The following is a 24,596-nucleotide window of genomic DNA, read 5'->3' on the forward strand; positions in this document are numbered from 1 at the left end:
CTAAAGTGAGGGGTAATCTCAGGGTTGTCTTTATCCTAGGTCGAACCACCGGAGGGTGGTGTCATTCTGCCTTCCAAAGACCTGATCTGCGAAGTTCCGCAGCTCGGCTTCGAGCAGTGCTGACTTATGTTCGTCAGCCGCCTTCTCGGTGTCTCTGCCTCTTGATCTCTGCTTAAGTGCGTTGAAATTCAAGGTTGTTATTCAATATAATTATCTCTACCCAAGGGTGCCGCTGGGCTAGTTTCTGCTCTCGATGACCGAGGTAGGCCGTGCGGTGCTGTCGACGAAGTTCTTCCTCCAGCGCGTTGAAGCGGGCGATGTAGGCCAGCTTGAACTTGGCGGCGAGCGAACCTGTGTAGCCCATGACCAGGAACATGAAGCCGTTTTTGGTCATGTCGAAGACTGGCTTCTTGCGGCCTCGTTCGTCGGTGTAGGTAATGGGCTGAAAATTCAGCTCATTAAATTCAGGACTACAGTCAAGGTTCTGAATGCCCTGCAGTACGTTCTTGTGGAGGCGGGAGAAGAGCCGCGCTACGTCCCTACTGTTGGTGATGACACGCCCCATCTTGGCAGTGACGACGGGGGGGATTTTAACCGTTACATCGCAAACGGATATAGACACCGGCCAACGCAATAACGCCGCTGTAGGGTCGATACGTAGGAAGAAAGAATGGCTATCGACGTCTTGCGGACCCAATCGCGTTGGTCTAATCTTTTTGCGGGTTAGGAATAGGGTCATGGTGCAACATTGCGCCGTGGCCTTTTTCTTTTCAACGCCGGATGCCGTGAAGGTTCTTAAAGGAGGCAATAGCGACGTGCCCCTTGACCGGTGTCGGGACATAACGAGGAGCATCAAGAGGCACGGCTGTCGGAACAACGCCCTGGAGCTGAACGAGATCAGCCACGAGCTTGACCAGAGGAGCGACGACCTTCTCCTGCATGTCGGCCATATATTGGAACATGCGAGTTGAGGCGTCGGTCACCGTGATCGGAGCGTCTTGCTGCGCTTCAAGTTCCATCCACCGGTCGATGATGCGGGCGCGAAGTTCGACCGAATAGCCGGAAACCAGGATGAGGGTCTCGCGCTTGGGGAGGCGGAACACCACTGCTGTACGCTTCGAGTTGTTCGGACCAGCGTACTGAGCCGTGGCTGAAAACTCAGCCTCAGCTTTGTTCAGGCCGGTCAACATCGTGCGAATGTCGGCAAGCACATTCTTGTGCGCCTTCCTTGTCAGCTCAGCGATCTCAAGGCTGGACATCGTGAGCGTGGAAGCGGTGTTTAGGTTTACGATCTGGTTCATTTGAAGTGCCCTGCTAAGCACCCTCTCAGGGTGCGCGTTGGAGTAATGCTTAAGTGAGGGGTAATCCGATAGCCTTTCATTATGCCGTACAGACCCTGTAGCGAGATTTCGTGATTTCTCGACCGGCAAACGCCGCCATTCGTTAAAACGCTTCCCACGGTCACATGTGGCACCAAGGAACTAATATTCACCCAAGCGAATATTAAGGTCCCGCACGTCCCGTGGTGGATGGTCGCTTCCTCCGAGTGGTGAACCTTCGCGTTCGTATCGTCTGCCTCAGCTTCGACCGCAGGGCATCAATCACCATGCCGTTTCGCCCTTCACTGATTTGCCCAGCGAACGACATCAAACTCAGGCGCAAGGCCTCTTTGATATCCATCCGAGGTAAGGTCTCATTGTGAAATTCTCGGAAGGTCTCCATCACGGAGTAGTACGCTATGGCTGCCTTCCTGCTTGTCGAGAAGTTACAAACTGCAAGGGCCTGCCGTTCGCTGAGATAATAAGCCCCTCCGTCCTTGTGGAGGAAACCGCAGTTCAGGAGGACATCGCGCAGCATAACGATGTGGCCGGTTCGGATGTCGATTGGACGTCGCATGCCAAGGGCTGCCGCAAGGTCGATATCGAGGACGTACGGCTCACCGGCGATGAAATGGAGGTCGAGTGTGGTTGCCATGTCGAGCTACCTTGAAGGGGAATGGTAAGGCTGCCCTGTAGGTGTTTCCCGCAGGGCAGCGGTTCATGCCGGTGATCACGAGACCGAAGGCTCGGGCGTGGTAACTTTGCGACGGTGGAAGTGCACTGCCAGATAGCATCGACCAAGCCAAAATTCGTGGCCATTGCCCTTGCTACGGCGGTCGAAGAAGTGGGTTAGGATGCGACGCTTCTCGACCTCGAAGTACATTTCAAACCGCTGTGTTTGCTTGAAAAACTTGAATGTCATGTCTTTGAATTTGCCCCCAAATGAATTCGCTCCATGATCGAAGCAGCACCGTTAGACTCCGGCTAACGAACCCCGTCAATGTGGAAAATTGTGTTATTTTTCAGATGCTTATTCACCGGTGAATGGGTTGAGGCGACTTTCGCTGAAAGCATTGAGATATCCGCCGCCACCGGTGAATAGGTCAGCGCGAAAAAAGTTGTGCGATGAGGGAGACCTCACCTGAAAGGAAGTCAGGGAGAGCCGGAGTGGTTACCTGAACGCTTGCCTCAAGTTCCATCCAGCGATCGACGATGCGGGCACGGAGCTGGATGCTGTAACCGGAGACGAGGATCATGGTCTCGCGCTTAGGGAGACGGAACTCAGGATATTCTTCCCCGTTCTGAGGATCACGGTACGTGTGCTCAAAAGTGAGCAGACCCTGTTGGTCGCCCAACCCCGTCAGCATCTTTCGAATGTCACGGGTAACGTTCTTGTGCGCCTTTTTCGTCAGCTCAGCGATCTCACGGCTGGACGTGATGATCTTCCTTAGGCGGTCCGGCAGACAGTCAGAGCGAAAATTTGTAGTAACTTAACAAGTAATGGGCGATATTATCGATGCGGGTATCCGCGATAAGGTTGTGTCGATAGTAGCTACTTGAGGAAAGCATGGCCGAGAAAGACGCCGCAGAAATAGCCCAAATCACATTTTTCCTTGCGCGCGAAGGTGCAAACTTTGGGTCGCTAATTGATCCCGAAGCTGACATCACAAATAAAAACAACTACCGCAAATACTTATTCAAATCGGACGATGTTTCCTGCGAATTTCGTTTCTTTGAAACTTATTCGGAGCGGGCAAACCCTCCTTGGTTGGACTTCATAAATGAGAAGCTTGCTCCCAAGGAAAAGGTCGCATTTAGTGGTCATAGCAAGAGCGCCAACGGCGTCCTGCTGGTGAAGCTTGGTGAAAGAATTTTCGCGGCAACATTCGGCAGGTCCGCAATCGGCTGCTTAAAGCGCGACAAACTGGAGCCGGATTTTGGAATCAAAACTGCCATGAACATGTGTGGCAACGAGGAAATTCGGCAAACAAAAAGCCAGAGCAACACGATTACAACAACGCATATCGACAGGCAGGTTGCGCAGCCCTCGGACGCCTTCGTGTTCGGACTTAGCGAGGCTGAAGACCTCAAATATATATCCGCCCACGTGAGAGGTGACAAATCCATAACACTGCAGGGGCGGGACAGCCTGACGGTGAAAATCGTAGGTGACGATAAACTAACGTGGAACAGGTTGATAAATCAGTGCGAAATATTCCTGAAGGCCTATGCCGGTACGGAGTACACGTCTCTGTTCCCAAACTATAAAAACTTTAGACCCGCAACAGAGGAAGAATCCAAGAGTTTAGACCTTGTATTGGTAAATAAGTTACGGGCCGGTGATCTTGAAAATGTTCGCCTTAGCATCCCAGAGTTTTTGTCCGACGACGAATTCAGTTTCTCGTACACGAACTATCCAAGCAAAGACAATGTTATCTATTCACATCTTGAAATTTCTCAACTCAAGTTCGCACTGAAGCTCGACGATATCGATGTAGATAAAATAAAGAACAAACGAATATATGCGTACTCACCGGAGGACGACAGAATAATACAGAATAAACGATGGCCATTGTACGATTGCTTTGTTTTCGAGCACGAACTCGCCGGAAAGTATTACATTTTAAGTGACGGTCGCTGGGCTGAAGTTGATCAAGATTTCTATCAGTCTATCAAAGAATTCATTGAGAAACGCCTGCACATTGAGCCGCCAGAGAAAGAATTTGTTGGAATCGCGATCGGTGATAATGAGGCTCTAAAAAATCGAGAGGGCATATTTAACGATGGGGTTATAAAAGTCCGCCCAACAGCTATTCTTTTTGATCGCGCAAAGTTGCGGATAGGCAAAGGACGAAAAGATAAGGAGTTCTGCGATATTCTCGATATAAACGACGCGGGCGCACTACGAATTATCAATTGCAAGCCTTTTAAAGAAGCCTCTTCCTTAAATTACCTATTTTCACAAGCAAAGTTCTATTGTGAGGCGTTCCTTCATGATGAAACCTTCTTGGCCGCCATCCGGGAGTTTATCACTGAGTCGGAGTCGGAGCTGAAGGATCAATACCTTTCTCGCATAAGCAACAATATCGAAGACATTAAAGGTCAAGACTACACCGTTTGCCTGTGGTTACTTTATGACGATCGAGAAAAAGCGCCAAATCACAATAACATACCGCTAATTTCTCAGTATGAGCTCAAGCTCATGCACGATCACTTAAGAAAAACTTGTAAATTTAAAGACATAATTCTGCGTTTTATTCCGGTGAAGATGTCAAACTTCTCGAAAAAAGTATCTCCGAAGCCAAAATCGACTTGAGGCTCTTACAGAAATAACAGTGATTAACCGACGTCGCCAGCATTCTTCTTCTATATGGGCGTTAATTGATCAGCGTGTTAGGGGCGCTCGAAGAGTATGCGATGCACGGGCCAAATTTCCCTGAGATCAGTGGTGCGGCCCGTCTTGTGCGTGAGAACCACCGGTGGGAAGTCCCCACTGATTTCTAGGCTTTCGAGAACGACTGTGTTCGCAGTGTTACACCGCAACCGCTTGAAGTAGCGATTTCGTCTCCGTCACAGGCTATAACTCTGAGGCACCGCTTGGGGGTCACAGAAGGCGTTTCACCTTCTTCATCTCAGTCGCTAACCCCGGCAACATTACGTCGCTTTTCCCATAACCAGCGTCGGATTTTCCGTTCATGCGCCCCGTAATATGGAGGCGGGCAGCGTCCAGCACACCACCCACCATGCAAAGGTCTTCGAACAGGTGACGCCACCCGTGGCTTGGGGCCAATTCCTCTCGCGTTATGCCAACGGAGCCTCGAACCCACTCACCAATCTCCTGCTGGGAACGCGTTGAGAAAATGCGCTGCCCGTCACCAACGCGGAGTTTCGTGATGAAATCTATGACGCCCTCATCAATCAACGCTGGGTGGACCGGTACTCGACGTTCACTGCTGCGTGTTTTTAGGGTTTTGCCGCCCATGGTGGTCAATCGATAGAACCAGTCGTCCCCGATCTGGAAGAAAGCGTCTTTCGTAAGCTGCGCTACCTCCTCTATGCGTGCCCCCGAATAGGCACATAGCCAAGGCAACCAGCGCCGGTCATGTCGGGTTTCCTTGCGCGCGGCGATCAGTACAATTTTTGCTTCTTCCAACGTGTAGGTGCGCAGGTAGCTCGGCTTCGGCTGAAAGCTGGGACGTTCAACAAACTCAAGAGGATTGCCGTGTGGGAAAAGTCTGCCAAGGCTGTCCCCCCGCGCCCACTCAATAACCGTCCTGACGTTCTGCAAGCGTTGCCCAATTGTGCGGTTGCTGAGTGTCCCCGCCTCCAACATCACCAGCTTCCACCGGTCGGCTTCAATGGCTGTCACTGTGGTTATGTCACTTGACTTTCTAAAGGTGGAGAACTCATCGCAAGCAAGGCGATACTTACCAACTGTCTCGTCTCGAAGCGGCGCTGCGTCCTTGCCAGCCGCCCGACGACGAACGCGCTCGTCGATGGCCTTAGAGAAGGTCAGTGACGCCATCTCAGGGTTCGCCTCAGGAGCGGCGCGTGGCTGTTCGAATGCCGGATATCGTTGCGTCTGGCCGCTGTCGGAGTAGTCGCCCTCGGCCTTGGCGAGATTGACGCGGGCCATATCATCCAGCCCTTGCGCAACCTGTAGCAGGAGGCGCTGTCGGTACTGAGGTGCAAGAATGATGCCATGGGCAGCTAAGCGAGCGTCGGCAATTCCACCGAAGCGCGTCTCCATGTCCTTCGCCTGTTGTCCCAGCGTCGGGATTGTCAGCGGATTTAAGCGCCCTTTCCTTGCTGCAGCATTGGCGGAAAGCACTTGCGACCACGTTCGGGGCGACCCTGGGTCATCATCAAAGGCGTCGATGAATGCCGCTCTGATCTCACCCGCTATGGCAAGGGATTGCTTTTGGCTCAGCGGCTTGGGGCCCTCCTTAAGCGACCGCCACACGGCTTGCAGGGCTGAGTAGGTTTCCGCAAAGCGTTCCTTAGCCACCCGAGGCTCACGCGTTTCCAATGATACCTTCACGAAGTCAGTCATCGTGATGATTCTCGGATTTCCGCAAACCGTAAGCGTTATTCTCTGACGCTTGGAAGGATTAGGGACGTCAGCGGGGACACGAACGCGAAGATAGTAGGTGCTACCAATTAAGACGGGGGAAGGCATTATGAGAACCATGTGCGCCACCTTTGTGTACTAAGGCGATTGGCGCAAAACTCAACAAGATCAATTACCTAGCCATTTAAATGGAAAGGCGTTGGTCGGAGTGGAGAGATTCGAACTCCCGACCCTCTGGTCCCAAACCAGATGCGCTACCAGACTGCGCTACACTCCGTACCGTTTCAGTATGATCACAGAGGGATCATGTCCTGATTTCGTGCCGCCGGATAACTCTCCTGTGGAACGAGTGGGGAGATACACGGTTCATCTGCCCGCTGCAACAGGTAAAATCTTGCCGGGCAGATCTTCCCCTAGGAAAATCTACTTGCCGAGCTTGGCCGCAATGGTGGCGCTCGTCACCTTGTCGCCCACAGCCAGGCCGAGTTTCTTGACCACTCCACCATTCAGCTCGATTACGTAAGCGACCGGCCCATTGGAGTTGATAATCGCTTCGGAATAGGGAACGGCGTTTTCCTGGATATGGGTGACGACACCCTTTTGATCCAGAAAGAGCATGTCGAGCGGCAACTCGGTGTTCTTCATCCACATCATGACCGGTCGCGGCGTGCCGAAGTCGAACAGCATGCCATGGTCGGCCGGCATCTTGTCGCGGTACATCAGGCCGAATTCGAGCTGTGGCGGCGCCAAGGCCAGTTCCACGGTGAATTTATGCGTCTGGCCTTTGGGCGATGCGATCGAAAGCGATTCCGAATCGAAAGCCATCGACTGCTGCCCTGCGATCTGTGCCGCGAAAGACGATGGGGCTACGGCCCCAACGAGAAAAAGCGCCAAAATGGCGCTTTTCAAAATTCCGAGAAATCCATCTCTCTTCATATCAATGCGACCGCGTGACCGGGCTCGGTGCATCCGGGTGGATTTCCGCGGCCATCAGGCCCTTTTCACCCGGTCCGAAGCGGACGAGAACCACCTGGCCCGGCCGCAGCTCGGCCAGGCCGAAGCGACGCAGCGTTTCCATATGTACGAAGATATCCTCGGTGCCTTCGCCGCGCGTCAGGAAGCCGAAGCCCTTGGTGCGGTTGAACCATTTGACCAGCGCGCGCTCCAAGCCGCTCGTCGCCGTTACCTGCACATGGGTGCGCACCGGCGGCATCTGCGAGGGATGCACTGCAGTCGATTGGTCCATGGAGAGGATCTTGAAGGCCTGATAACCACGCTCCCGACGCTGAATCAGCGCGACGATGCGGGTTCCTTCGAGAATCGTCTGATAACCATCACGGCGCAGACACGTCACATGCAGCAAGACATCCTGCATGCCGTTATCCGGCACGATGAAACCGAATCCCTTGGCGACATCGAACCACTTGACGACGCCTGAGATTTCGATGAGCTCGACGGTATCGCCGGACATCTCCTCGAAGTCGACAACTCCCTTCGATGAAATTCTGTCACCCATCCTAGCCAGCCCTCGATTACGCGTCACACTGTTACGGTTAACTGATTCCCTGATATCAAGATTAACATCTTGGTAACGGAAAAGCGCAAGTCCTAGTTTTCGTTTATTCCCACCCTAAGATTATCGCTCCAAGACTTGCGCGAAGCTGGTGCCCCGATCGAAGATCCGCTCGGCTCAACATTAAGAGAGGAAATAGAATGCGTTATCTCCATACGATGGTTCGCGTCACCGATCTCGACGCCTCGTTGCATTTTTATAGCACCCTATTCGGACTTACCGAAACCCGCCGCTACGAAAACGAGAAAGGCCGTTTCACACTCGTTTTCCTTGCGGCCAGCGAGGATGCCGAATCATCCCGCAGCAATGGTGCCCCCAGCCTGGAACTGACCTACAACTGGGACCCGGAAGAATATAGCGGAGGACGCAATTTCGGCCACCTCGCCTACGAGGTCGACGATATCTATGCGACCTGCCAGAAGCTGATGGACAACGGCATCACGATCAACCGCCCGCCGCGCGATGGTCACATGGCTTTCGTGCGTTCTCCGGACGGCATTTCCATCGAGATCCTGCAGAAGGGCGCCAATCTTCCCCCAGCCGAGCCCTGGGCTTCCATGGCCAACACCGGCTCCTGGTAAGGCCTAAGCTTTCGCGAGGCTTACGGCATGCGCGGAGCCATCCGTTTCGCGCTTGCCGCCCATGCCCATCATCCGGCATGCTTGGACGACTCGAAGCATCATGCATCGGATATCGCGCGGCCATCGTTCCCAGTCGGCGCGTGCGGTATCGTCGTCCCCCGCAAGAGGCCGTTCCGATGCAAGCCTTTTTTGCAGGGAACGTCCTATGTGCGATCAACAGATTTTATACGGCAGGAAGAAGCTAGCAAGCACAATTGCCATTCTTGCCTCATTTGTGATGATTGCCGGCTGTGCGACCACGGCCAAAAAGCCGACCGAAACATCCGACATTGCGCCAGCGGCGCAGCCGACGGCAGCCGAACAGCTCGCGGCCGATATGAACAACAAGGCCGACGCCCGGCGACGCAAAGCCGACCTTGGCTACCGTGACCCCCTAGTGCACAGCGTCAACGGCACACGCCAGCAGATCGTCGCCCAGCAGAATCAAGCGCTCTATCCGGCGCCTGCGGAAACGCCTCCCGACGGGCAAACCGGTATTGCCGGGCTGGTCACACAACCGACCGGCGTCAATGCGAACAGAAGCAGCATCTTCTCCGCCCCGCCGCCGATTGCCGTTAACCCCGACGGCACGCTTGCAAAGAACCAGCCTGATGGCTCCCAGGCGATCACGCCGATGATGCGCAGCGTCTACAGCACACCGCCAGCAGCAATGCAGGCCGCGGCACCGCAAACCATGGATGCCGCCAGCGTGCCCAATGGCCGCACTTCGGCGGACATGCTGCCACCGCCGGTCATCCGCCACTCGACCTCGCCGGCTGCGGCTTCGCCACAGCCGATCGCGCAGGTGACAGCGTCGGGAGTTTCGACGACGCCGAACCCGAATGTGCGCGAGCTGAACGGCAGACAGGCGGCAGCGCTGGCGCAATTCATCGCCGCGAAGAACCAACCCCAGAATGGCAAGCTGCTAGTGCAGCCTGTGCCAGGCGCCAATGGTCAGTAGAAAAGCCCGCGTTTCCAGGGATTCTTCAATGTCGCCGGCAAGAGCCTGTTAAGTCTCACTTATTCGTGGTCGGCCACCGTTTCACCCATCTGTCATTTTTTCCACAAAAAAGCAAAATTGCCGCTTGCAGGAATGAAATCACCCCGCTATAAGCGCGCCACACAGCAGCTGCACGCGCCCTTCGTCTATCGGTTAGGACGACAGATTTTCATTCTGTAAAGAGGGGTTCGACTCCCCTAGGGCGTGCCACTGTTTCTTCCCGCTAAACCGTTGATTTTTATTCTCAGAGCGACACCGCGCGTACTCTACGTCACGGAGCTTTTGCCGCATCCGTGACACGCAGCTGTACGCGTCGGCTTCCCTGCCAATGATCGGCGCCCAATGTCCCGGCAACATGGATTTGTGCGCCGCGGAAAGACATCAGCAATTCGCCTAAAGGTGTCTCAGCCGCGCGGAAGGCGATGCCGTCCACTCGGCCGCCGTCCATCGCCTCCAGCGTGATCTTGATGTGCGACTGGCCGACGAGGCGGGAATCGCGCAGCCGGTGGCTCGGAAGCGCAAAGACGGGCTGCGGATGGCCTGATCCGTAAGGGCCGGCCGTCTCGAGCCTGTCGATGAGCTCCACGGTCGCGCCGCTCGCACCGAGAGCGCCGTCGATCTTCAGCGTTTCATTGGCGACCAGCCCGGCCACCTGTTTTTCCGCCTTCTCTGTGAAGAAGGCGCGCAGCTTGCCGAGATTGCTTCGTTCAACCGTCAGGCCGGCAGCCATGGCATGGCCGCCACCCTTGACCAACAGGCCGGCATCGACGGCGGCGCGCACCATGCGGCCCATGTCGAAACCATTGATGGAGCGGCCGGAGCCGGTGCCCTTTCCCATCGGATCGAAGGCGATGGCGAAGGCTGGTCGGCGGAACTTGTCCTTGAGGCGCGAGGCGATCAGCCCGACGATGCCCGGATGCCAGCTCTCGCGCGCCGTGACGATGACGGAGGCGCCATCGCCATTGCCATATTCCGCCAGCGCTTCGGCCTCGGCCTCCTGCAGCATGGCGGCCTCCATGGCCTGCCTCTCGCGATTGAGCTCGTCGAGCTTTGCGGCGATCGTCTCGGCCTCGCCGGTATCGTCGAGCGTCAGCAGACGCGCGCCGAGTGCTGCATCACCAATGCGGCCGCCGGCATTGATGCGCGGACCGATGAGGAAGCCGAAATGATACGGCGAGACAGGACCGTTGAGACCAGCCTTGCGAAACAGCGCTGCAAGCCCAAGATTGCCCTGATGGCGCGCGGCGATCAGCCCCTTGACGACATAGGCGCGGTTCAAGCCCTTCAGCGGCACGACATCGCAAACGGTCGCGAGCGCGACGATATCGAGCCAGGCAAGCAGGTCGATGGATCGCACACGGGAATCGCCCGCCTCGCGCAACAGCCGCAAGGCCGCGACCAGAACCATGAAGACCACGCCAGCAGCGCAAAGATGCCCCTGCCCCGACAGATCATCCTCACGGTTCGGATTGACCAGCGCATGGCACGGTGGCAGTTCGTGCGCCACCTGGTGGTGATCTATGACGACGACATCAATGCCCCGCGCCTTGGCCACCTCAAGCGATTCGAAGCTGGTGGAGCCGCAATCGACCGTGACGATCAATGTCGCGCCATTGTCGATGAGCTGGCCGATGGCAGTCGGATTGGGGCCGTAGCCTTCAAAGATGCGGTCGGGAATATAGATGCTGGCTGGAACACCGAAATGCGTCAGGAAGCGATAGATGAGCGCCGAGGAGGCTGCGCCATCGACATCGTAATCGCCGAAGATCGCGACCGTCTCGCCCTTCTTGATCGCGTGCAGGAGACGCCTCGCCGCCTTCTCGCAATCGGTCAGCAGATGCGGGTCCGGCATCAGGCCGCGAATGGTCGGATCGAGGAAGGCCATAGCCTCGTCTTGCCCGACGCCACGTCCTGCAAGCACTCGGGCAATCAGCTCCGGCAAGCCATGGGTCTGCGCAATGGCGAGCGCCCTGTTCTGGCCCGCCTGATCGAGCCGGGAAACCCAGCGATTGCCCGATACCGAGCGCTCGACGCCCAGAAACGCCCGCTGAACTGGATCGACCGGTTGCTCCACCATCTCTCCCGGAATTTGAGGGCGGCGTCCTTACGGGATACGCCGCCGCTGTCAGTCTATTCTTTCGGCCGCTCGATACGGATGACCTGCGGTTCGCCGACGAGATAGCCTTCGTTCTTGATGGAGGCAACCGCCTTGCGCACCGAATCCTCCGTCGTCGCGTGGGTGACGAGGATGATCGTCTGATGATCGGAGGGTGCCAGATGCTGCTTCGAGCGCTGCACGATCGATTCGAGCGAAATATGGTTTTCCGCCATGCGGGTAGCGACGCTTGCGAAGACACCTGTGCGATCGAGCACCGTCAGGCGGATGAAATAGCCGCCTTCATGGCTCTGCATCTGCGCCTTGCGATAGGGCTCCAGCGCCTTGGCAGGATGGCCGAGCACCGGCACGCGCTGCTCGCCCGGACGGCTCTTAGCGATATCGGCGATGTCGCCGAGCACGGAGGATGCCGTCGCATTGCCGCCGGCGCCGGGGCCGACCATCAACAGTTCACCGAGGATATCGGATTCGATCGCCACGGCATTGGTGACGCCATCGACCTGAGCGATGACCGAATCGAGCGGCACCATGGTCGGATGCACCCGCTGTTCGATACCGCTTTCGGTGCGTTGGGCAACGCCGAGCAGCTTGATGCGGTAGCCGAGATCGGCGGCTGCGCGGATATCCTCGATGGAGACGTTGGTGATACCCTCGAGATAGATGTCGTCGGCCGCGATGCGATTGCCGAAGGCAAGCGTTGTCAGGATGGCGAGCTTGTGGGCGGTGTCGTTGCCCTCGATGTCGAAAGCCGGATCGGCTTCGGCATAGCCGAGACGCTGTGCTTCCTTGAGGCAATCGGCAAAGGACAGGCCCTCCTTCTCCATCCGGGTCAAGATGTAGTTGCAGGTGCCGTTCATGATGCCGTAGACGCGGGAAATCGTATTGCCGGTCAGGGATTCGCGCAGCGCCTTAATAACCGGAATGCCGCCGGCAACAGCCGCTTCGAAATTGAGCAGCACGCCCTTTTCTTCCGCGATCTGCGCAAGCTCGACGCCGTGATAGGCAAGCAGCGCCTTGTTGGCGGTGACGACATGCAGGCCCCGCGCCAGGGCCGCCCGCACGGCAGCGTTGGCAGCGCCCTCGGAGCCGCCGATCAGCTCGACGAAAACGTCGATATCGGCCTTCTGCGCGAGATCGACCGGACCGCCGAACCATTCGATGCCTGTCAAATCGATGCCGCGATCCCGCGTGCGATCGCGCGCGGTGACGGCGACGATCTTGACGGGACGACCGCAGGTAACGGCAAGCTCGTTAGCGCGGCTCTGGATGATGCGGACGAGCGAGGCACCAACGGTGCCCAAGCCCGCAATGCCGATTTTGAGGGCATCTGCCATGGAAAATTCCTGATCGGTATGGGGAACGGCAGCCACCGGAGCAGCTGCCGCGCGATATTACGAACGATGAGCGTTCAGCGAAATGACATTGTGCATCGTCTCATCCGCCGTGGAGAGGAAGCGCTTCAGATTGCGCGCTGCCTGACGGATGCGGTGTTCGTTTTCAACGAGTGCGATGCGAACATAATCGTCGCCCTGCTCGCCGAAGCCGATGCCGGGAGCAACCGCGATGTCGGCCTTCTCGACCAGCAGCTTGGAAAACTCCAGCGAGCCGAGATGACGGAACTTCTCCGGGATCTTCGCCCAGGCAAACATGGTCGCGGCTGGCGGCGGCACGTCGAAGCCGGCCTTGCCGAAGCTGTCGACCAGGACGTCGCGGCGGCGCTTGTAGATGCTACGGACCTCGGCAATATCGGAACCGTCGCCGTTCAGCGCGTGGGTCGCCGCCACCTGGATCGGCGTGAAAGCGCCGTAATCGAGATAGGACTTTACGCGCGTCAGCGCAGCGATCAGCCGCTCGTTGCCGACAGCGAAGCCCATGCGCCATCCAGGCATCGAGAAGGTCTTCGACATCGAGGTGAACTCAACCGTGACGTCGATAGCACCCGGAACCTCCAGAACGGACGGCGGCGGTGCGTCATCGAAATAGATTTCCGAATAGGCCAGATCCGACAGCACGATGATGTCGTGCTTCTTCGCGAAGGCGACGACTTCCTTGTAGAAATCGAGCGTCGCGACATAGGCCGTCGGGTTCGACGGATAGTTCAGGATCAGCGCCAGCGGCTTCGGGATCGAGTGACGCACGGCCCGCTCCAGCGGCGGGAAGAAGCTGTCATCGGGCTCGACCGGGATCGAACGGATCACGCCGCCGGCCATCAGGAAGCCGAAGGCGTGGATCGGATAGGTCGGGTTCGGGCAGAGAATGACGTCGCCAGGCGCGGTGATCGCCTGCGCCATGTTGGCGAAGCCTTCCTTGGAGCCGAGGGTGGCGACCACCTGCGTATCCGGATTGAGCTTCACGCCGAAGCGGCGGGCGTAGTAAGCGGCCTGCGCGCGGCGAAGGCCGGGAATGCCCTTTGAGGAGGAGTAACGATGCGTGCGCGGGTCCTGAACCACTTCGCACAGCTTGTCGACGATCGCCTTGGGGGTCGGAAGATCTGGATTGCCCATGCCGAGGTCGATAATGTCCGCCCCGCCCGCTCGCGCGCTCGCTTTCAAACGATTGACCTGTTCGAAAACGTAGGGCGGCAAACGCCGGACTTTATGAAACTCTTCCATTTCTTTCCCCATGGGACAGCGGCCCTCAAAACCGCGCTGAAGTTCGTTGATCTACCGGCCAGCCGCGATACGAACTTGGAAATCGCGGCGCCGCAACCATGCTGACTCGAAAGATAAGGTGAATCTTGGGCGATTATGCACGCAAAGTGCAATTCGCCGGTCAGACACATCCAAATTCGGCCTATCCGAACGCTTTGCGTCCAAATTACCTGAAACGCAAGGCTAATTCTGCGTTTGCGCCGGTTGGGCGCTGCCCTCTTTCTGAATTTCCTTCAGCGTATCCTGGCCATGTTCGGCGGCAAGCTTGCGCATCTCAGCGACGCGCTTCTGGTATTCGGCCTCGGAGATCGTACCGGCCTTGCGCTGCGATCCCAGTGCCGTCAGCTGCTTGGCCAGGTCGCCGGCCTGTTGATCGTTGATCTGCACGTTAGCTGCGGTCGGCGGCGCATTGAAGGAGGGATAGCCGTCCTTGTAATATTGCTGCGTGCTGGTTTCCACGATCGGCGTGCCCTTGGCGGGCTTTACGATGACAGCCTGAGGCGGCTGCTTGCGCTTGGCGTAGGCAGCCTTTTCCTCGGGCGTCGAGCAGCCCGCGAGCGTCAATGCGAGAATTCCGCACATTGCACCGCAGAGTACGGAATACCGGTTCAGTCTTGCCACCATGCCGCTGCCCATAATTGTCTTCCTGCCCAATTCCTTGCTGTGGGTTGCGACTGTTAAATTTGTCGCAGCAGCAAAGCAAGAGCAGGGTTGCGTTTCATTCGACTTGTATTCCTTTTCCCGCAAGATGTACAAATGGAAAACAAGACACGAGCTGCCGCCGGGAGGATGATGCGTGACCGACAGCAAGCGGGACAAGAATGAAGGTAATGGCGGCTTTCCCGGCTTTGATCCAAAGTCGGTCGAGCCTTACATCGTCAGGGATCCCGAAGCGATGGCCGTCAACTTTGCCCGTGCGCTCGAGAATCTCGGCAAGGCAGCCTCCGCCTGGCTTGCGCCGCGCGAACGCGGCGAGAAGGTCGATACGGTCGCCGATCCCTTCACCGATATGGTCAAGACGCTGTCCAAGGTCGGCGAATACTGGCTTTCGGACCCTCGCCGGACGCTGGAGGCGCAGACGCAGCTCCTGTCCGGCTATTTCGGCCTGTGGACGAAAACCATGCAGCGCCTTAGCGGCGATTCGTCTGCCGAGGCGGAAGCTGAGCCGGTCAAGGACAGGCGCTTTGCCGACGAAGACTGGCAGAAGAACCCATTCTTCGACTTTCTGAAGCAGACCTATCTTCTGACGTCGAATTGGGCGGAAAAGCTGGTCGGTGAAGCCGAAGGGCTGGACGAGCATACGCGTCACAAGGCAGCGTTCTACACCAAGCAGATCACCGCCGCCTTTTCGCCGACCAATTTCGTCGCGACGAATCCGCAGGTCTATCGCGAGACCATCGCGTCCAACGCCGAAAACCTTGTGCGCGGCATGAAGATGCTGGCGGAGGATATCAGCCTCGGCCATGGCGAGCTGCGTCTGCGACAAACCGACATGACGAAATTCGCTGTCGGGCGCGACATGGCGCTGACGCCAGGCAAGGTGATCGCGCAAAGCGATGTCTGCCAGATTATCCAATATGAGCCGGCGACCGACAAGGTGCTGAAGCGACCGCTGCTGATCTGCCCGCCATGGATCAACAAATTCTATATTCTCGACCTCAACCCGCAGAAATCCTTCATCAAATGGTGCGTGGAGCAGGGTCACACGGTGTTCGTCATCTCCTGGGTGAACCCAGATCAGCGCCATGCCACGAAGGATTGGACTTCCTATGCTCGCGAAGGCATCGATTTCGCGCTCGATACGATCGAAAAGGCGACGGGCGAGCAGGAGGTCAATGCTGTCGGATATTGCGTCGGCGGCACGCTGCTCGCGGCCACTCTCGCGCTCCATGCCAAGGAAAAAAACAAGCGCATCCGCACGGTGACTTTCCTGACGACGCAGGTCGATTTTACCTTCGCCGGCGACTTGAAGGTTTTCGTCGACGAGGAGCAGATTGCAGCGCTGGAAGAGCAGATGAATGTGCTCGGCTATCTCGAAGGCTCGAAGATGGCGACGGCCTTCAACATGCTGCGCGCTTCGGAACTGATCTGGCCCTATTTCGTCAACAACTATCTAAAGGGACAGGAACCCCTGCCCTTCGACCTCCTGTTCTGGAATGCCGATTCCACCCGCATGGCGGCCGCCAACCACTCCTTCTATCTGCGCAACTGCTACCTCAACAATGCGCTAAGCCAAGGCAAGATGGTGCTCGACGGCAAGACGCTGTCGCTGAAGGACGTGCGCATTCCTGTCTATAATCTCGCGACGCGCGAAGATCATATCGCGCCCGCCAAGTCCGTCTTCGTCGGCAGCCAGTATTTCGGCGGGCCTGTGGAATTCGTCGTGACGGGTTCCGGCCATATCGCCGGCGTCGTCAACCCGCCGGACAAGCACAAATACCAGTTCTGGACCGGTGGCTCGATGAGCGGCAACTATGAAAACTGGCTGACCGAGGCAGCTGAGACGCCCGGTTCCTGGTGGCCGCATTGGCACGCCTGGATCCTTGCGCAGGATCACCGCATGACCGCAGCCCGCCAACCCGGAGGCAAGGCTCTCAACGCGCTGGAAGAGGCACCCGGCAGCTTCGTCATGGAACGGGCGTAAGAGCAACCACCCGATCATGCAGTTTCCTTCGCCTCTCGTCCCTGCCCGTCTGATTTCGCGCTACAAGCGCTTCCTCTTCGATGCCGAGCTGGAGGATGGGACCTTCATCACCGGCTCATGTCCGAATACCGGCTCGATGCTTGGCCTGACGACGCCCGGCTCGCGCATATGGCTCTCCGAACATGAGGGCGCGAAGCGAAAATACCGTCATGTCTTCGAGCTGATCGAAGCCGACGACACCACGGTCGGCGTCAATACCGGGATGCCGAACCGCATCGCGGCGGAAGCGATCGCGCTCGGACAAGTCTCCGATCTCGGCGATTACACGACGGTCAAGCGCGAACAGAATTATGGTCGCAACTCCCGCATCGACCTGCTCTTGACTGACCCTTTGCGGACAACCACCTATGTCGAGGTGAAAAACGTCCACTTCATGCGGCGGCCGGCTCTCGCAGAATTTCCCGATACGGCAACGGCACGCGGCGCCAAGCATCTGGAAGAGCTTGGCGATATGGCAGAGGCCGGCTACCGGGCCATCATGCTCTTCGTGATCCAGCGCTACGATTGCGACCGCTTCCGGATCTGTGGTGATCTCGATCCGGTCTACGCTCGGGCCTATGATCGTGCTTTGGCGCGTGGCGTCGAAGTCTATGCGCTGAAATGCAAGGTTTCGCCGACGGAAATCGCGCCTGCCGGGTTGATCCCGATAGACGAACCCGGCATAGCTGCATTAGAACAGTTTAAGATCTCTACCAAAGGCTAGTCATGGTGAATTACATCGAAGCGGCAACGGCGCCGGCGAAGAATACGGGCGCTATCCGCATCTACGGGCAGGATGCCTTTGCGGGAATGCGCAAGGCATGCCAGCTGACCGCCCGCTGCCTCGATGAACTGGCTGCCATCGTCAAGCCTGGTGTAGCCACCGACGTCATCGATCGCTTCGTTTTCGAATTCGGCATGGATCACGGCGCCTATCCGGCGACGCTGAACTATCGCGGCTACATGAAGTCCTCCTGCACGTCGATCAACCATGTTGTCTGCCACGGCATTCCCAACGACAAGCCGCTGCGCGAAGGCGATATCGTCAATATCGACGTGACCTATGTGCTCGATGGCTGGCACGGCGATTCCAGCCGCATGTATCCGGTCGGCGAAATCAAGCGCTCGGCGGAGCGTCTTCTGGAAGTTACCTACGAATCCCTGATGCGCGGCATCGCCGCCGTCCGGCCGGGTGCCCGCACCGGCGCCATCGGCGAAGCGATCCAGAGCTATGCCGAGGGCGAGCGCTGCTCGGTCGTGCGCGACTTCTGCGGCCACGGCGTCGGCAGCCTCTTCCATGACTCGCCGAATATTCTGCATTACGGCCGCGTCAATGACGGCCCGGAGCTGCGCGAAGGTATGATCTTCACCATCGAGCCGATGATCAATCTCGGCAAGCCGCATGTGAAGGTGCTCGGAGACGGCTGGACGGCAGTTACCCGCGACCGTTCGCTCTCGGCGCAATATGAGCATACGGTCGGCGTCACTGCGACGGGTTGCGAAATCTTCACCCTATCGCCTGGCGGTCTGGACCGCCCCGGCCTGCTGCCGCTGCAGGGATAGTTCATGGCGAAACGTCCCGCTTCTTCCAACGGACATGGCAACATGCCCCTCGATAGCGGTGGGAAGACGGAGGCGTTGGAAGATGCGCCGCTGCTGGACGAGCGGCTATTCTTCGCCCAACAGGTTGCCAAACCCGTTTCACAGACCAACAAATCCGCGCCGGCCACCAAGTCCGCGCCAACGAACGTGGAGGCCCATTATCATGGTCACCGCGAACGGCTGCGCAATCGCTACCGTGATGGCGGCGATGCGGCGTTGGCTGATTACGAAATTCTCGAGCTGCTGCTTTTCCGGCTGATCCCACGCCGCGACACGAAGCCGATCGCCAAGGCATTGCTCGCCCGTTTCGGCACGCTTGGCGGCGTGTTCGGCGCGCCGATCAACCTGCTGACCGAAGTCAGTGGCGTCGGCGATGCCGTTGCGCTCGATCTGAAGCTGGTTGCGAGCGTCGGACAGCGTATGCTGAAAAGCGAGCTGACGGGCAAGCCGGTGCTTTCCTCCTGGAAAGCGCTCATCGACTATTGTCACGCCGCGATGGCGCACGAGGCACGCGAGCAATTCCGCCTGCTATTTCTCGATAAGCGCAACGCTCTTATCGCCGACGAGGTTCAAGGTTTCGGCACGGTCGATCATACGCCCGTCTACCCGCGCGAAGTCGTCAAACGGGCGCTCGAACTATCCGCATCGGCGGTGATTCTGGTGCACAACCATCCCACTACCCCCTTTTCGATCACGCTGGGTCACGCTCAATACCACTGAGTCATCAAGGAATTAGCTGATTTTCGTGCATTGCGTACAGGCGGCGGCTGTGGCAAATTGGGGGCGGTTAGAGGGGTTGAAAACGGCTTTCCGATCCCAGCAAACGATCCCCGTTTCTCCTCGACCGATCCCAGTTGCGGGACCAGGAGGAACGCCATGCCAAGCCTGACCGACACAGCGATCCGACATGCGCTGAAGCGCGTCGAGATGAGTCAGAAGCAAGAAAACCTCGCCGACGGCGAAGGGCGCGGCACCGGTCGTCTTGTCCTCGTCCTCAAGCCCATGCCGAAGCGCGTCACGGCCGACTGGATGGCGCAGCAATGGCGCGATGGGAAGCGCACCAAGAAGAAGATCGGCGCCTACCCGTCAATGACGCTCGGCCAAGCCCGTGAGATCTTCAAACGCGACTATGCCGACGTCATCCAAAAGGGCCGAAGCATCAAGATCGCCACCGACACGCGCCCCGGCACCGTAGCCGATCTTTTTGAGGGCTACGTCGCGTCGCTCAAAGCTGCGGACAAACCGTCCTGGAAGGAAACCGAAAAGGGTCTGAACAAAATTGCCGACACGCTCGGACGCAACCGCCTCGCCCGCGAGATCGAAGCCGAGGAAATCATCGAGCTGATCCGTCCAATCTACGAGCGCGGCGCGAAGTCGATGGCTGATCATGTGCGATCCTATCTCCATGCCTCCTTTAGCTGGGGCATGAAGTCCGACAACGACTATCGGCAGCAGTCCGCTCGCCGATTCCGTATCCCTTTCAATCCGGCCGCAGGTATTCCGACAGAACCAAAGGTCAAGGGCACGCGCTGGCTCGACGAGGACGAATTCGTGCAGCTCTATCGCTGGCTGGAGTGTCCCGACACGCCTGTCCATCCGCCATATACCCGTGCGGTTCGAATCCTCATGTTGACTGGCCAGCGGGTCGAGGAGATCGCGAATCTCCACATCGACCAATGGGACGCGAAAGAAAAGATCATCGACTGGTCCAAGACCAAGAACGACCAGCCCCACGCCGTCCCGGTGCCGGCTCTGGCCGCAGAGCTAATCTCATCAATCAACGTCAATGAATACGGTTGGTTCTTCCCTTCGGCCAAGGACCCGTCGAAACCCGTCAGCCACGGCACGCTCTATTCGTTCATGTGGCGTCAGCGGGATCGCGGCGTAATCCCCTACGTGACGAATCGCGACCTGCGCCGGACCTTCAAGACGCTAACCGGCAAGGCGGGCATTCCAAAAGAAATCCGCGATCGACTGCAAAACCACGCCTTGCAGGACGTCAGCTCCAAGCACTACGACCGCTGGAACTACATGGCCGAGAAGCGGGCCGGGATGGCGAAATGGGACAAGTTCGTCCGCGCCATGTTGGCGAAGAAGCGCTTGAAGGTCGCCGCGTGACTTCCCGGCTGCAGAAACCCGTCCTTTGTCACGCAAGGAGATCCGATCCCGCCGCAGAAATCGACGCACAGGACCTACGCACCCTCGTCGGAGATCTGAAGCAGAAGATCGCTGCTGCGCGCCACCGGGCTGGCTTGTCGATCAATCGCGAGTTGGTGGTCCTCTATTGGACCATTGGTCGCGACATTCTGGGCCGGCAGGAGCGTGAGGGTTGGGGCGCCAGAGTCATCGACCGCCTGGCCGGCGACCTGGGCCAAGCTTTCCCGGAGATGACTGGGCCCTCGGCCGAAACCTGAAGTTTATATCGCATCGCCGCGGCCTGGCCCGACCGCGAATTCGTGCAACAGGTTGTTGCACTATTGCCCTGGGGCCATAACGTCCGCCTCCTCGACGCCCTCAAGTCACCGGAGAACGCACCTTAGTTGGTCGGCGATGAAGAGTGGCCACCGACGGCCCTCAAGCTGCTCGAAATGCCCGAGCAGCTTGCAATCTTGGACCGACGATAGTGAATGCCTCAGATCTCAGAGAACTTCGTTCGCTTCTTACTCCACAGACTTTTCCATAAATCCGAGGGTGTTTGCGTTCTCTATGAGGGTGCGTACCTTCGCGCGATCGAGACCCGACGGGACCTCCGCATCGATTTCCAGTCGAAGTTTCACATCGCTACCCGGTAGCGTTGTCAACTGCTCGACGATGGCTTCAACAATCTGATGGATGTCCCTCGCAGGTCTTTCCGGCGAGATCATCACCGTACCAGTGAATCGCGTTGGTTTTCTTTCTACCGGCGGCGCAGTCGGTCCATCGCCCTCTGGCGGACTGCCGACGGGTAGCGCGCCGTCACCAGGACCTGTGGGCGTGTCGGCCGGAACGGACGGGGTGAGCACAGGACGATAGGCCTCTGCCACAGGCGGTTTCACAATGACGCTGTCGCTGTCGATCACGACTACAGCGTTCACCGCGCGTTCGATCGCCAGTCCCAGATAGGTGTCCGACTTCTCGTCCCATCGCTCAGCATAAGCGAACGGACCGGGCAGCATACCGCTCACGGCCGCCTGTACGGCCTTGACCAGAACGTCCTGGCCCTTGAGGCGCGGCAGATAGATGTAGCGGTTGAGATATTCCCGCAGATCTTTCAGCGACAAGTGAGGTTTGTCGTTCCAGATATATTTTTGGAGATCGCGATCAAGGCGCGACGGCCCCAACTCAACGAGCAAACCTTCTTCAGCCACCAGCTTCCTGCTGGCCCGCGCCAGCAGGCCGTCCTGCGCTGGGATCTTGCCAGACTGCCACTCCCAATCGGCCTGGGCGCTCTCCTGAGCCGGATAGTGCAGATAGCACCACGCCTCTTTCAAGCGCGTCTTCATTGTTTCGTTCGCCTCGGCCAGCTTGGCTTTGGCAAGCGCGCTGTCGCTCTGGGTGAGATTGAGCCGCTCCGTATCGCGGACGATCTCACCCCAAGCCAGGGAAGCACGCACGGCGTCTTTCAGATGATCGAGCTGGCGGGCTTCCGCAGCGATGAACACCAGCATATTACGATAGACACGCGGCGTGCTGCCGCGCTGCATAAGGATGTCCTTCGCCTCGACCAGCGCTTCCGAGCCGTCGCGGCCGTTATGCGGATATTTGACGCCCAGCACGACGGCACGCACGCCGCCCGCTTCATCGGGGACTTCAGCCGATGAGGCCGGCGCAACCTGCACGGCGTCGAAATGCCCCCGATCGGCGAGACCGTTCACATATTTGCCGAGTTCCGCGTCGATCGTCACGTCGACCAGCGCCGCCTCGATCTGCGCCGCCTTGTCCGCCGCGACGCGGTTGAGGCTCGCCGACATCGAGTACCAATACCGACCAAGATCGGCGTGCATGAACTTGGCCTGATTGGTCAAACGGCGCAGGGCATCGCCGAAGATCGCCGGACGCTCGCCCGGCTGCACAACGCCGAGATTGATCTGCTTGTCGTCGAGGCCGGTGTTCTGCTGCTGATGCGTGGGTGCCGTCCCCATGAAGATCGCACGGGCGACGCGCCGGGTCGCCGAATAGCGGTTCAGGTTGGGCGCCGACTGGTCGACCTTGTACGGGGTGGACGCCGTGCCATCGACATCGCCAGCGATGATGGATTGCCAGCTTACATCCAGATAGTGGAGCAATTCCGGTTCCACACGCGGCGAACTCACCGCCACGCTGCCCGGCATGATCATCACCGACGGATCGGCATTCATCCAAAGCTCGTGGATGGCCTGCGCCATCAAGCGCAGGACGCCGCGCGTGCGCTGGAATTTCTCGAGCGAACCCCAGCTCGTATAGAGCTGGTCAAACAGCTCCGGATGGATCGGATAGGCTTTCTCCAGCTTCCGCCGGTAGTCCTCATCCGCGCAACCCTGCGGGAACTCATTGGCGTTCTCCCGGTACAGCTTGGCGAACTGCTTCAGCGTGTTATCACGGTGATGAAACTTGTCTCCGGGGACTTCCTTGAACAGCCGCCGCCGGACGATCTCATAACTCTCTTCCTGGCTTGCCGGCCGCCATGACGATTCCACGCGACTGAAGGTCTGCTTGAGCCGGGCCAACGCCTCCTGACCGCCTTCGCCACCCACCTCGATCTGCGAGGCCGGCAACGAGGCCACCAGCAGGGTGCCGGGGCTGGCCTTCACCGCCTCGGTCAGCGACTGGACGAAAGACAGGTTCGCGTCGAACGACCCCGACGGCAGCCCCTCGACCTTATATATCTGACGCAGATAGGCGACCCATTCGTCGATCAGGATCAGGCATGGCGCGTATTTCTTGAAGAGCGCCTCAAGAAGGTTCGAGCCCGGTGCAATGCCACTGGCGTCATTCTCCGCCACCATGGCGAAGGCATCGGCACCACCGAGCTGCCAGGCGAGTTCGCCCCAGGTCGTGCGGATCTTCCTGTCGCCCTCGACGTGGAGCACGTCCTGCGGTCCCCGCGACGTGCCGACGAGCACCGCCCGGTTGATGCTCTTCGGCACCTCCAGGCCGATTTTGTCGAGCAACTGGTCCAGACCCGACAGGTCCTGCACCGGCGTCGGCCCGGCCATGTGATACAGGGCCAGCATCGAGTGCGTCTTGCCGCCGCCGAAGTTGGTTTGCAGTTCGACTACCGGATCGCCGCCGCTGCCGGAAAGCCGCTTCGCGGCCCCGATCAGCAGCGCACTCAGACCCTCGGTCAGATAGGTGCGGCTGAAGAATTGACGCGGATCACGATATTCCGGCGGCGCGCTGCCCGAATGGACCTTGGCGAGGTCGGCCGCGAACTCAGCCTGCTGGAACTCGCCGGTCGCGACATCTTGGTGCGGCTCGACCACCTCGCGCCACGGCAGCAGGCCCGCCACGGTCTCCACCGAGATTTCCAGGCGTTGGGTTTTCCGCCGCTCCTCATTGCGCGCCAGTTCCGTGAACTTCGTGCGCAGGATGGTGTCGCGCATCTTGCCGAGTTGCTCGGCCGTCTCGCCGGCGCTGATCGCCTCCATGAGCCGGCGCATGGAATCGAGCGCGCGCTCGGCATCGTCATAGGTGAAGGTCTCGTTGTGCGAGAGCTTGTTGCGGACATCGCTCAGCTCGTTTACCAGCGACCGCTCGGCGCGGCCGAGGACGGCTTTGAACGCCTCGGTCCAGAAACGATCCATCGCGTTGAACAGCGCGGCCTGATCCCAGCCGACTTCACCGTTGCTGTTGGGGCGCAGGTTCGACAGCTTCTCCAGAACCTGGACCTGCCAGTGCCCCTTGAGGGAGGTTTCGAGCCTCTTTTCAACGAAGGGGATCAGCGCCGCCGGCAGCAGTTCCATCCCTTCAAACACATATTGGCGCGTACTCTTTGCCACGTCC

The 24,596-nt window shown here is 58.3% G+C and carries 19 protein-coding genes, 2 tRNA genes and 2 pseudogenes; 10 read left to right on the forward strand and 13 right to left on the reverse strand.

Annotated features, from left to right (window positions below):
* Positions 1–172 precede the first annotated feature (172 nt).
* From AC13Q5_RS01270 to AC13Q5_RS01285, 4 genes and pseudogenes are all read right to left on the reverse strand, one after another.
* On the reverse strand, positions 173–739 hold the full coding sequence (locus AC13Q5_RS01270) for a Rha family transcriptional regulator (protein ID WP_488500633.1): 567 nt from the start codon (positions 737–739) through the stop codon (positions 173–175).
* Positions 740–997: 258 nt separating this feature from the next.
* Positions 998–1,301 (reverse strand): annotated as a pseudogene (locus tag AC13Q5_RS01275) (Rha family transcriptional regulator); the annotation flags it as partial.
* Positions 1,302–1,503: 202 nt separating this feature from the next.
* Positions 1,504–1,974: a hypothetical protein gene (locus AC13Q5_RS01280; RefSeq protein WP_488500634.1), complete on the reverse strand. Its 471-nt coding sequence runs from the start codon at positions 1,972–1,974 to the stop codon at positions 1,504–1,506.
* Positions 1,975–2,422: 448 nt separating this feature from the next.
* Positions 2,423–2,782, reverse strand: a complete 360-nt coding sequence (locus AC13Q5_RS01285) for a Rha family transcriptional regulator (protein ID WP_488501149.1) — start codon at positions 2,780–2,782, stop codon at positions 2,423–2,425.
* A gap of 104 nt (positions 2,783–2,886) precedes the next feature.
* On the opposite strand from AC13Q5_RS01285, the gene AC13Q5_RS01290 reads away from it, so the two are divergent.
* On the forward strand, positions 2,887–4,635 hold the full coding sequence (locus tag AC13Q5_RS01290; RefSeq protein WP_488500635.1) for a DUF6119 family protein: 1,749 nt from the start codon (positions 2,887–2,889) through the stop codon (positions 4,633–4,635).
* A 288-nt stretch (positions 4,636–4,923) separates the two neighbouring features.
* Here AC13Q5_RS01290 and AC13Q5_RS01295 read toward each other — a convergent pair whose 3' ends face one another.
* The 4 genes from AC13Q5_RS01295 to AC13Q5_RS01310 all read right to left on the reverse strand — a co-directional run bounded on the left by AC13Q5_RS01295 (position 4,924) and on the right by AC13Q5_RS01310 (position 7,906).
* Positions 4,924–6,372, reverse strand: coding sequence for a site-specific integrase (locus tag AC13Q5_RS01295; protein ID WP_488500636.1), 1,449 nt, complete (start codon positions 6,370–6,372; stop codon positions 4,924–4,926).
* Between the two features lie 218 nt (positions 6,373–6,590).
* Positions 6,591–6,667 (reverse strand) — tRNA-Pro (locus AC13Q5_RS01300).
* 146 nt (positions 6,668–6,813) lie between these two features.
* Positions 6,814–7,326, reverse strand: a complete 513-nt coding sequence (locus AC13Q5_RS01305; RefSeq protein WP_488500637.1) for a DUF192 domain-containing protein — start codon at positions 7,324–7,326, stop codon at positions 6,814–6,816.
* 1 nt (position 7,327) lies between these two features.
* A complete protein-coding gene (locus AC13Q5_RS01310; protein WP_488500638.1) occupies positions 7,328–7,906 on the reverse strand; it encodes a cold-shock protein in 579 nt (192 codons plus the stop codon).
* A 197-nt stretch (positions 7,907–8,103) separates the two neighbouring features.
* Between AC13Q5_RS01310 and AC13Q5_RS01315 the strand changes: the two genes are divergently transcribed.
* From AC13Q5_RS01315 to AC13Q5_RS01325, 3 genes are all read left to right on the forward strand, one after another.
* Positions 8,104–8,544, forward strand: coding sequence for a VOC family protein (locus AC13Q5_RS01315; RefSeq protein ID WP_488500639.1), 441 nt, complete (start codon positions 8,104–8,106; stop codon positions 8,542–8,544).
* Positions 8,545–8,749: 205 nt separating this feature from the next.
* Positions 8,750–9,544, forward strand: coding sequence for a hypothetical protein (locus AC13Q5_RS01320; protein ID WP_488500640.1), 795 nt, complete (start codon positions 8,750–8,752; stop codon positions 9,542–9,544).
* 174 nt (positions 9,545–9,718) lie between these two features.
* Positions 9,719–9,793, forward strand: a tRNA-Glu gene (locus AC13Q5_RS01325).
* Between the two features lie 61 nt (positions 9,794–9,854).
* Here the strand turns inward: AC13Q5_RS01325 and recJ are convergent.
* From recJ to AC13Q5_RS01345, 4 genes are all read right to left on the reverse strand, one after another.
* Entirely contained in the window at positions 9,855–11,660 is a 1,806-nt protein-coding gene (gene recJ / locus AC13Q5_RS01330; RefSeq protein WP_488500641.1) for a single-stranded-DNA-specific exonuclease RecJ, read from the reverse strand.
* Between the two features lie 53 nt (positions 11,661–11,713).
* The gene (locus AC13Q5_RS01335) at positions 11,714–13,033 is read right to left on the reverse strand and encodes a homoserine dehydrogenase (RefSeq protein WP_075852477.1); all 1,320 of its coding nucleotides are present in this window, start codon (positions 13,031–13,033) and stop codon (positions 11,714–11,716) included.
* A 57-nt stretch (positions 13,034–13,090) separates the two neighbouring features.
* Positions 13,091–14,311 (reverse strand): LL-diaminopimelate aminotransferase, encoded by a 1,221-nt coding sequence (locus tag AC13Q5_RS01340; protein ID WP_047634632.1) that lies wholly within the window; start codon positions 14,309–14,311, stop codon positions 13,091–13,093.
* A gap of 222 nt (positions 14,312–14,533) precedes the next feature.
* Positions 14,534–14,986: a hypothetical protein gene (locus AC13Q5_RS01345; protein ID WP_075852476.1), complete on the reverse strand. Its 453-nt coding sequence runs from the start codon at positions 14,984–14,986 to the stop codon at positions 14,534–14,536.
* 160 nt (positions 14,987–15,146) lie between these two features.
* Between AC13Q5_RS01345 and AC13Q5_RS01350 the strand changes: the two genes are divergently transcribed.
* The 6 genes and pseudogenes from AC13Q5_RS01350 to AC13Q5_RS01375 all read left to right on the forward strand — a co-directional run bounded on the left by AC13Q5_RS01350 (position 15,147) and on the right by AC13Q5_RS01375 (position 21,049).
* A complete protein-coding gene (locus AC13Q5_RS01350) occupies positions 15,147–16,994 on the forward strand; it encodes a PHA/PHB synthase family protein (RefSeq protein ID WP_075852475.1) in 1,848 nt (615 codons plus the stop codon).
* Between the two features lie 16 nt (positions 16,995–17,010).
* Positions 17,011–17,757 carry a DNA/RNA nuclease SfsA gene (gene sfsA, locus AC13Q5_RS01355; RefSeq protein WP_488500642.1) on the forward strand — a complete coding sequence of 249 codons (747 nt, stop codon included), beginning with the start codon at positions 17,011–17,013 and terminating at the stop codon, positions 17,755–17,757.
* Between the two features lie 2 nt (positions 17,758–17,759).
* A complete protein-coding gene (gene map / locus AC13Q5_RS01360; protein ID WP_075852473.1) occupies positions 17,760–18,596 on the forward strand; it encodes a type I methionyl aminopeptidase in 837 nt (278 codons plus the stop codon).
* A 3-nt stretch (positions 18,597–18,599) separates the two neighbouring features.
* A pseudogene (locus AC13Q5_RS01365) lies at positions 18,600–19,313 on the forward strand (JAB domain-containing protein); the annotation flags it as partial.
* A gap of 198 nt (positions 19,314–19,511) precedes the next feature.
* Positions 19,512–20,753 (forward strand): tyrosine-type recombinase/integrase, encoded by a 1,242-nt coding sequence (locus tag AC13Q5_RS01370; protein WP_488500643.1) that lies wholly within the window; start codon positions 19,512–19,514, stop codon positions 20,751–20,753.
* Entirely contained in the window at positions 20,696–21,049 is a 354-nt protein-coding gene (locus AC13Q5_RS01375; protein ID WP_488500644.1) for a DUF1016 N-terminal domain-containing protein, read from the forward strand. The genes AC13Q5_RS01370 and AC13Q5_RS01375 overlap by 58 nt, the downstream gene beginning before the upstream one ends.
* A gap of 246 nt (positions 21,050–21,295) precedes the next feature.
* On the opposite strand, the gene AC13Q5_RS01380 is transcribed toward AC13Q5_RS01375, so the two are convergent.
* Positions 21,296–24,592 carry a DUF499 family protein gene (locus AC13Q5_RS01380; RefSeq protein WP_488500645.1) on the reverse strand — a complete coding sequence of 1,099 codons (3,297 nt, stop codon included), beginning with the start codon at positions 24,590–24,592 and terminating at the stop codon, positions 21,296–21,298.
* Positions 24,593–24,596: the final 4 nt, after the last annotated feature.

The sequence above is a fragment of the Martinezella sp. CNPSo 3964 genome (genome assembly GCF_057784375.1).

Bases quoted from the DNA above. Each gene is read 5' to 3' on its own strand.
- AC13Q5_RS01270 (WP_488500633.1), bottom strand. From the start codon at position 739: ATGACCCTATTCCTAACCCGCAAAAAGATTAGACCAACGCGATTGGGT.
- AC13Q5_RS01280 (WP_488500634.1), bottom strand. From the start codon at position 1,974: ATGGCAACCACACTCGACCTCCATTTCATCGCCGGTGAGCCGTACGTC.
- AC13Q5_RS01290 (WP_488500635.1), top strand. From the start codon at position 2,887: ATGGCCGAGAAAGACGCCGCAGAAATAGCCCAAATCACATTTTTCCTT.
- AC13Q5_RS01295 (WP_488500636.1), bottom strand. From the start codon at position 6,372: ATGACTGACTTCGTGAAGGTATCATTGGAAACGCGTGAGCCTCGGGTG.
- AC13Q5_RS01305 (WP_488500637.1), bottom strand. From the start codon at position 7,326: ATGAAGAGAGATGGATTTCTCGGAATTTTGAAAAGCGCCATTTTGGCG.
- AC13Q5_RS01310 (WP_488500638.1), bottom strand. From the start codon at position 7,906: ATGGGTGACAGAATTTCATCGAAGGGAGTTGTCGACTTCGAGGAGATG.
- AC13Q5_RS01315 (WP_488500639.1), top strand. From the start codon at position 8,104: ATGCGTTATCTCCATACGATGGTTCGCGTCACCGATCTCGACGCCTCG.
- AC13Q5_RS01320 (WP_488500640.1), top strand. From the start codon at position 8,750: ATGTGCGATCAACAGATTTTATACGGCAGGAAGAAGCTAGCAAGCACA.
- recJ (WP_488500641.1), bottom strand. From the start codon at position 11,660: ATGGTGGAGCAACCGGTCGATCCAGTTCAGCGGGCGTTTCTGGGCGTC.
- AC13Q5_RS01335 (WP_075852477.1), bottom strand. From the start codon at position 13,033: ATGGCAGATGCCCTCAAAATCGGCATTGCGGGCTTGGGCACCGTTGGT.
- AC13Q5_RS01340 (WP_047634632.1), bottom strand. From the start codon at position 14,311: ATGGAAGAGTTTCATAAAGTCCGGCGTTTGCCGCCCTACGTTTTCGAA.
- AC13Q5_RS01345 (WP_075852476.1), bottom strand. From the start codon at position 14,986: ATGGGCAGCGGCATGGTGGCAAGACTGAACCGGTATTCCGTACTCTGC.
- sfsA (WP_488500642.1), top strand. From the start codon at position 17,011: ATGCAGTTTCCTTCGCCTCTCGTCCCTGCCCGTCTGATTTCGCGCTAC.
- map (WP_075852473.1), top strand. From the start codon at position 17,760: ATGGTGAATTACATCGAAGCGGCAACGGCGCCGGCGAAGAATACGGGC.
- AC13Q5_RS01370 (WP_488500643.1), top strand. From the start codon at position 19,512: ATGCCAAGCCTGACCGACACAGCGATCCGACATGCGCTGAAGCGCGTC.
- AC13Q5_RS01375 (WP_488500644.1), top strand. From the start codon at position 20,696: ATGGGACAAGTTCGTCCGCGCCATGTTGGCGAAGAAGCGCTTGAAGGT.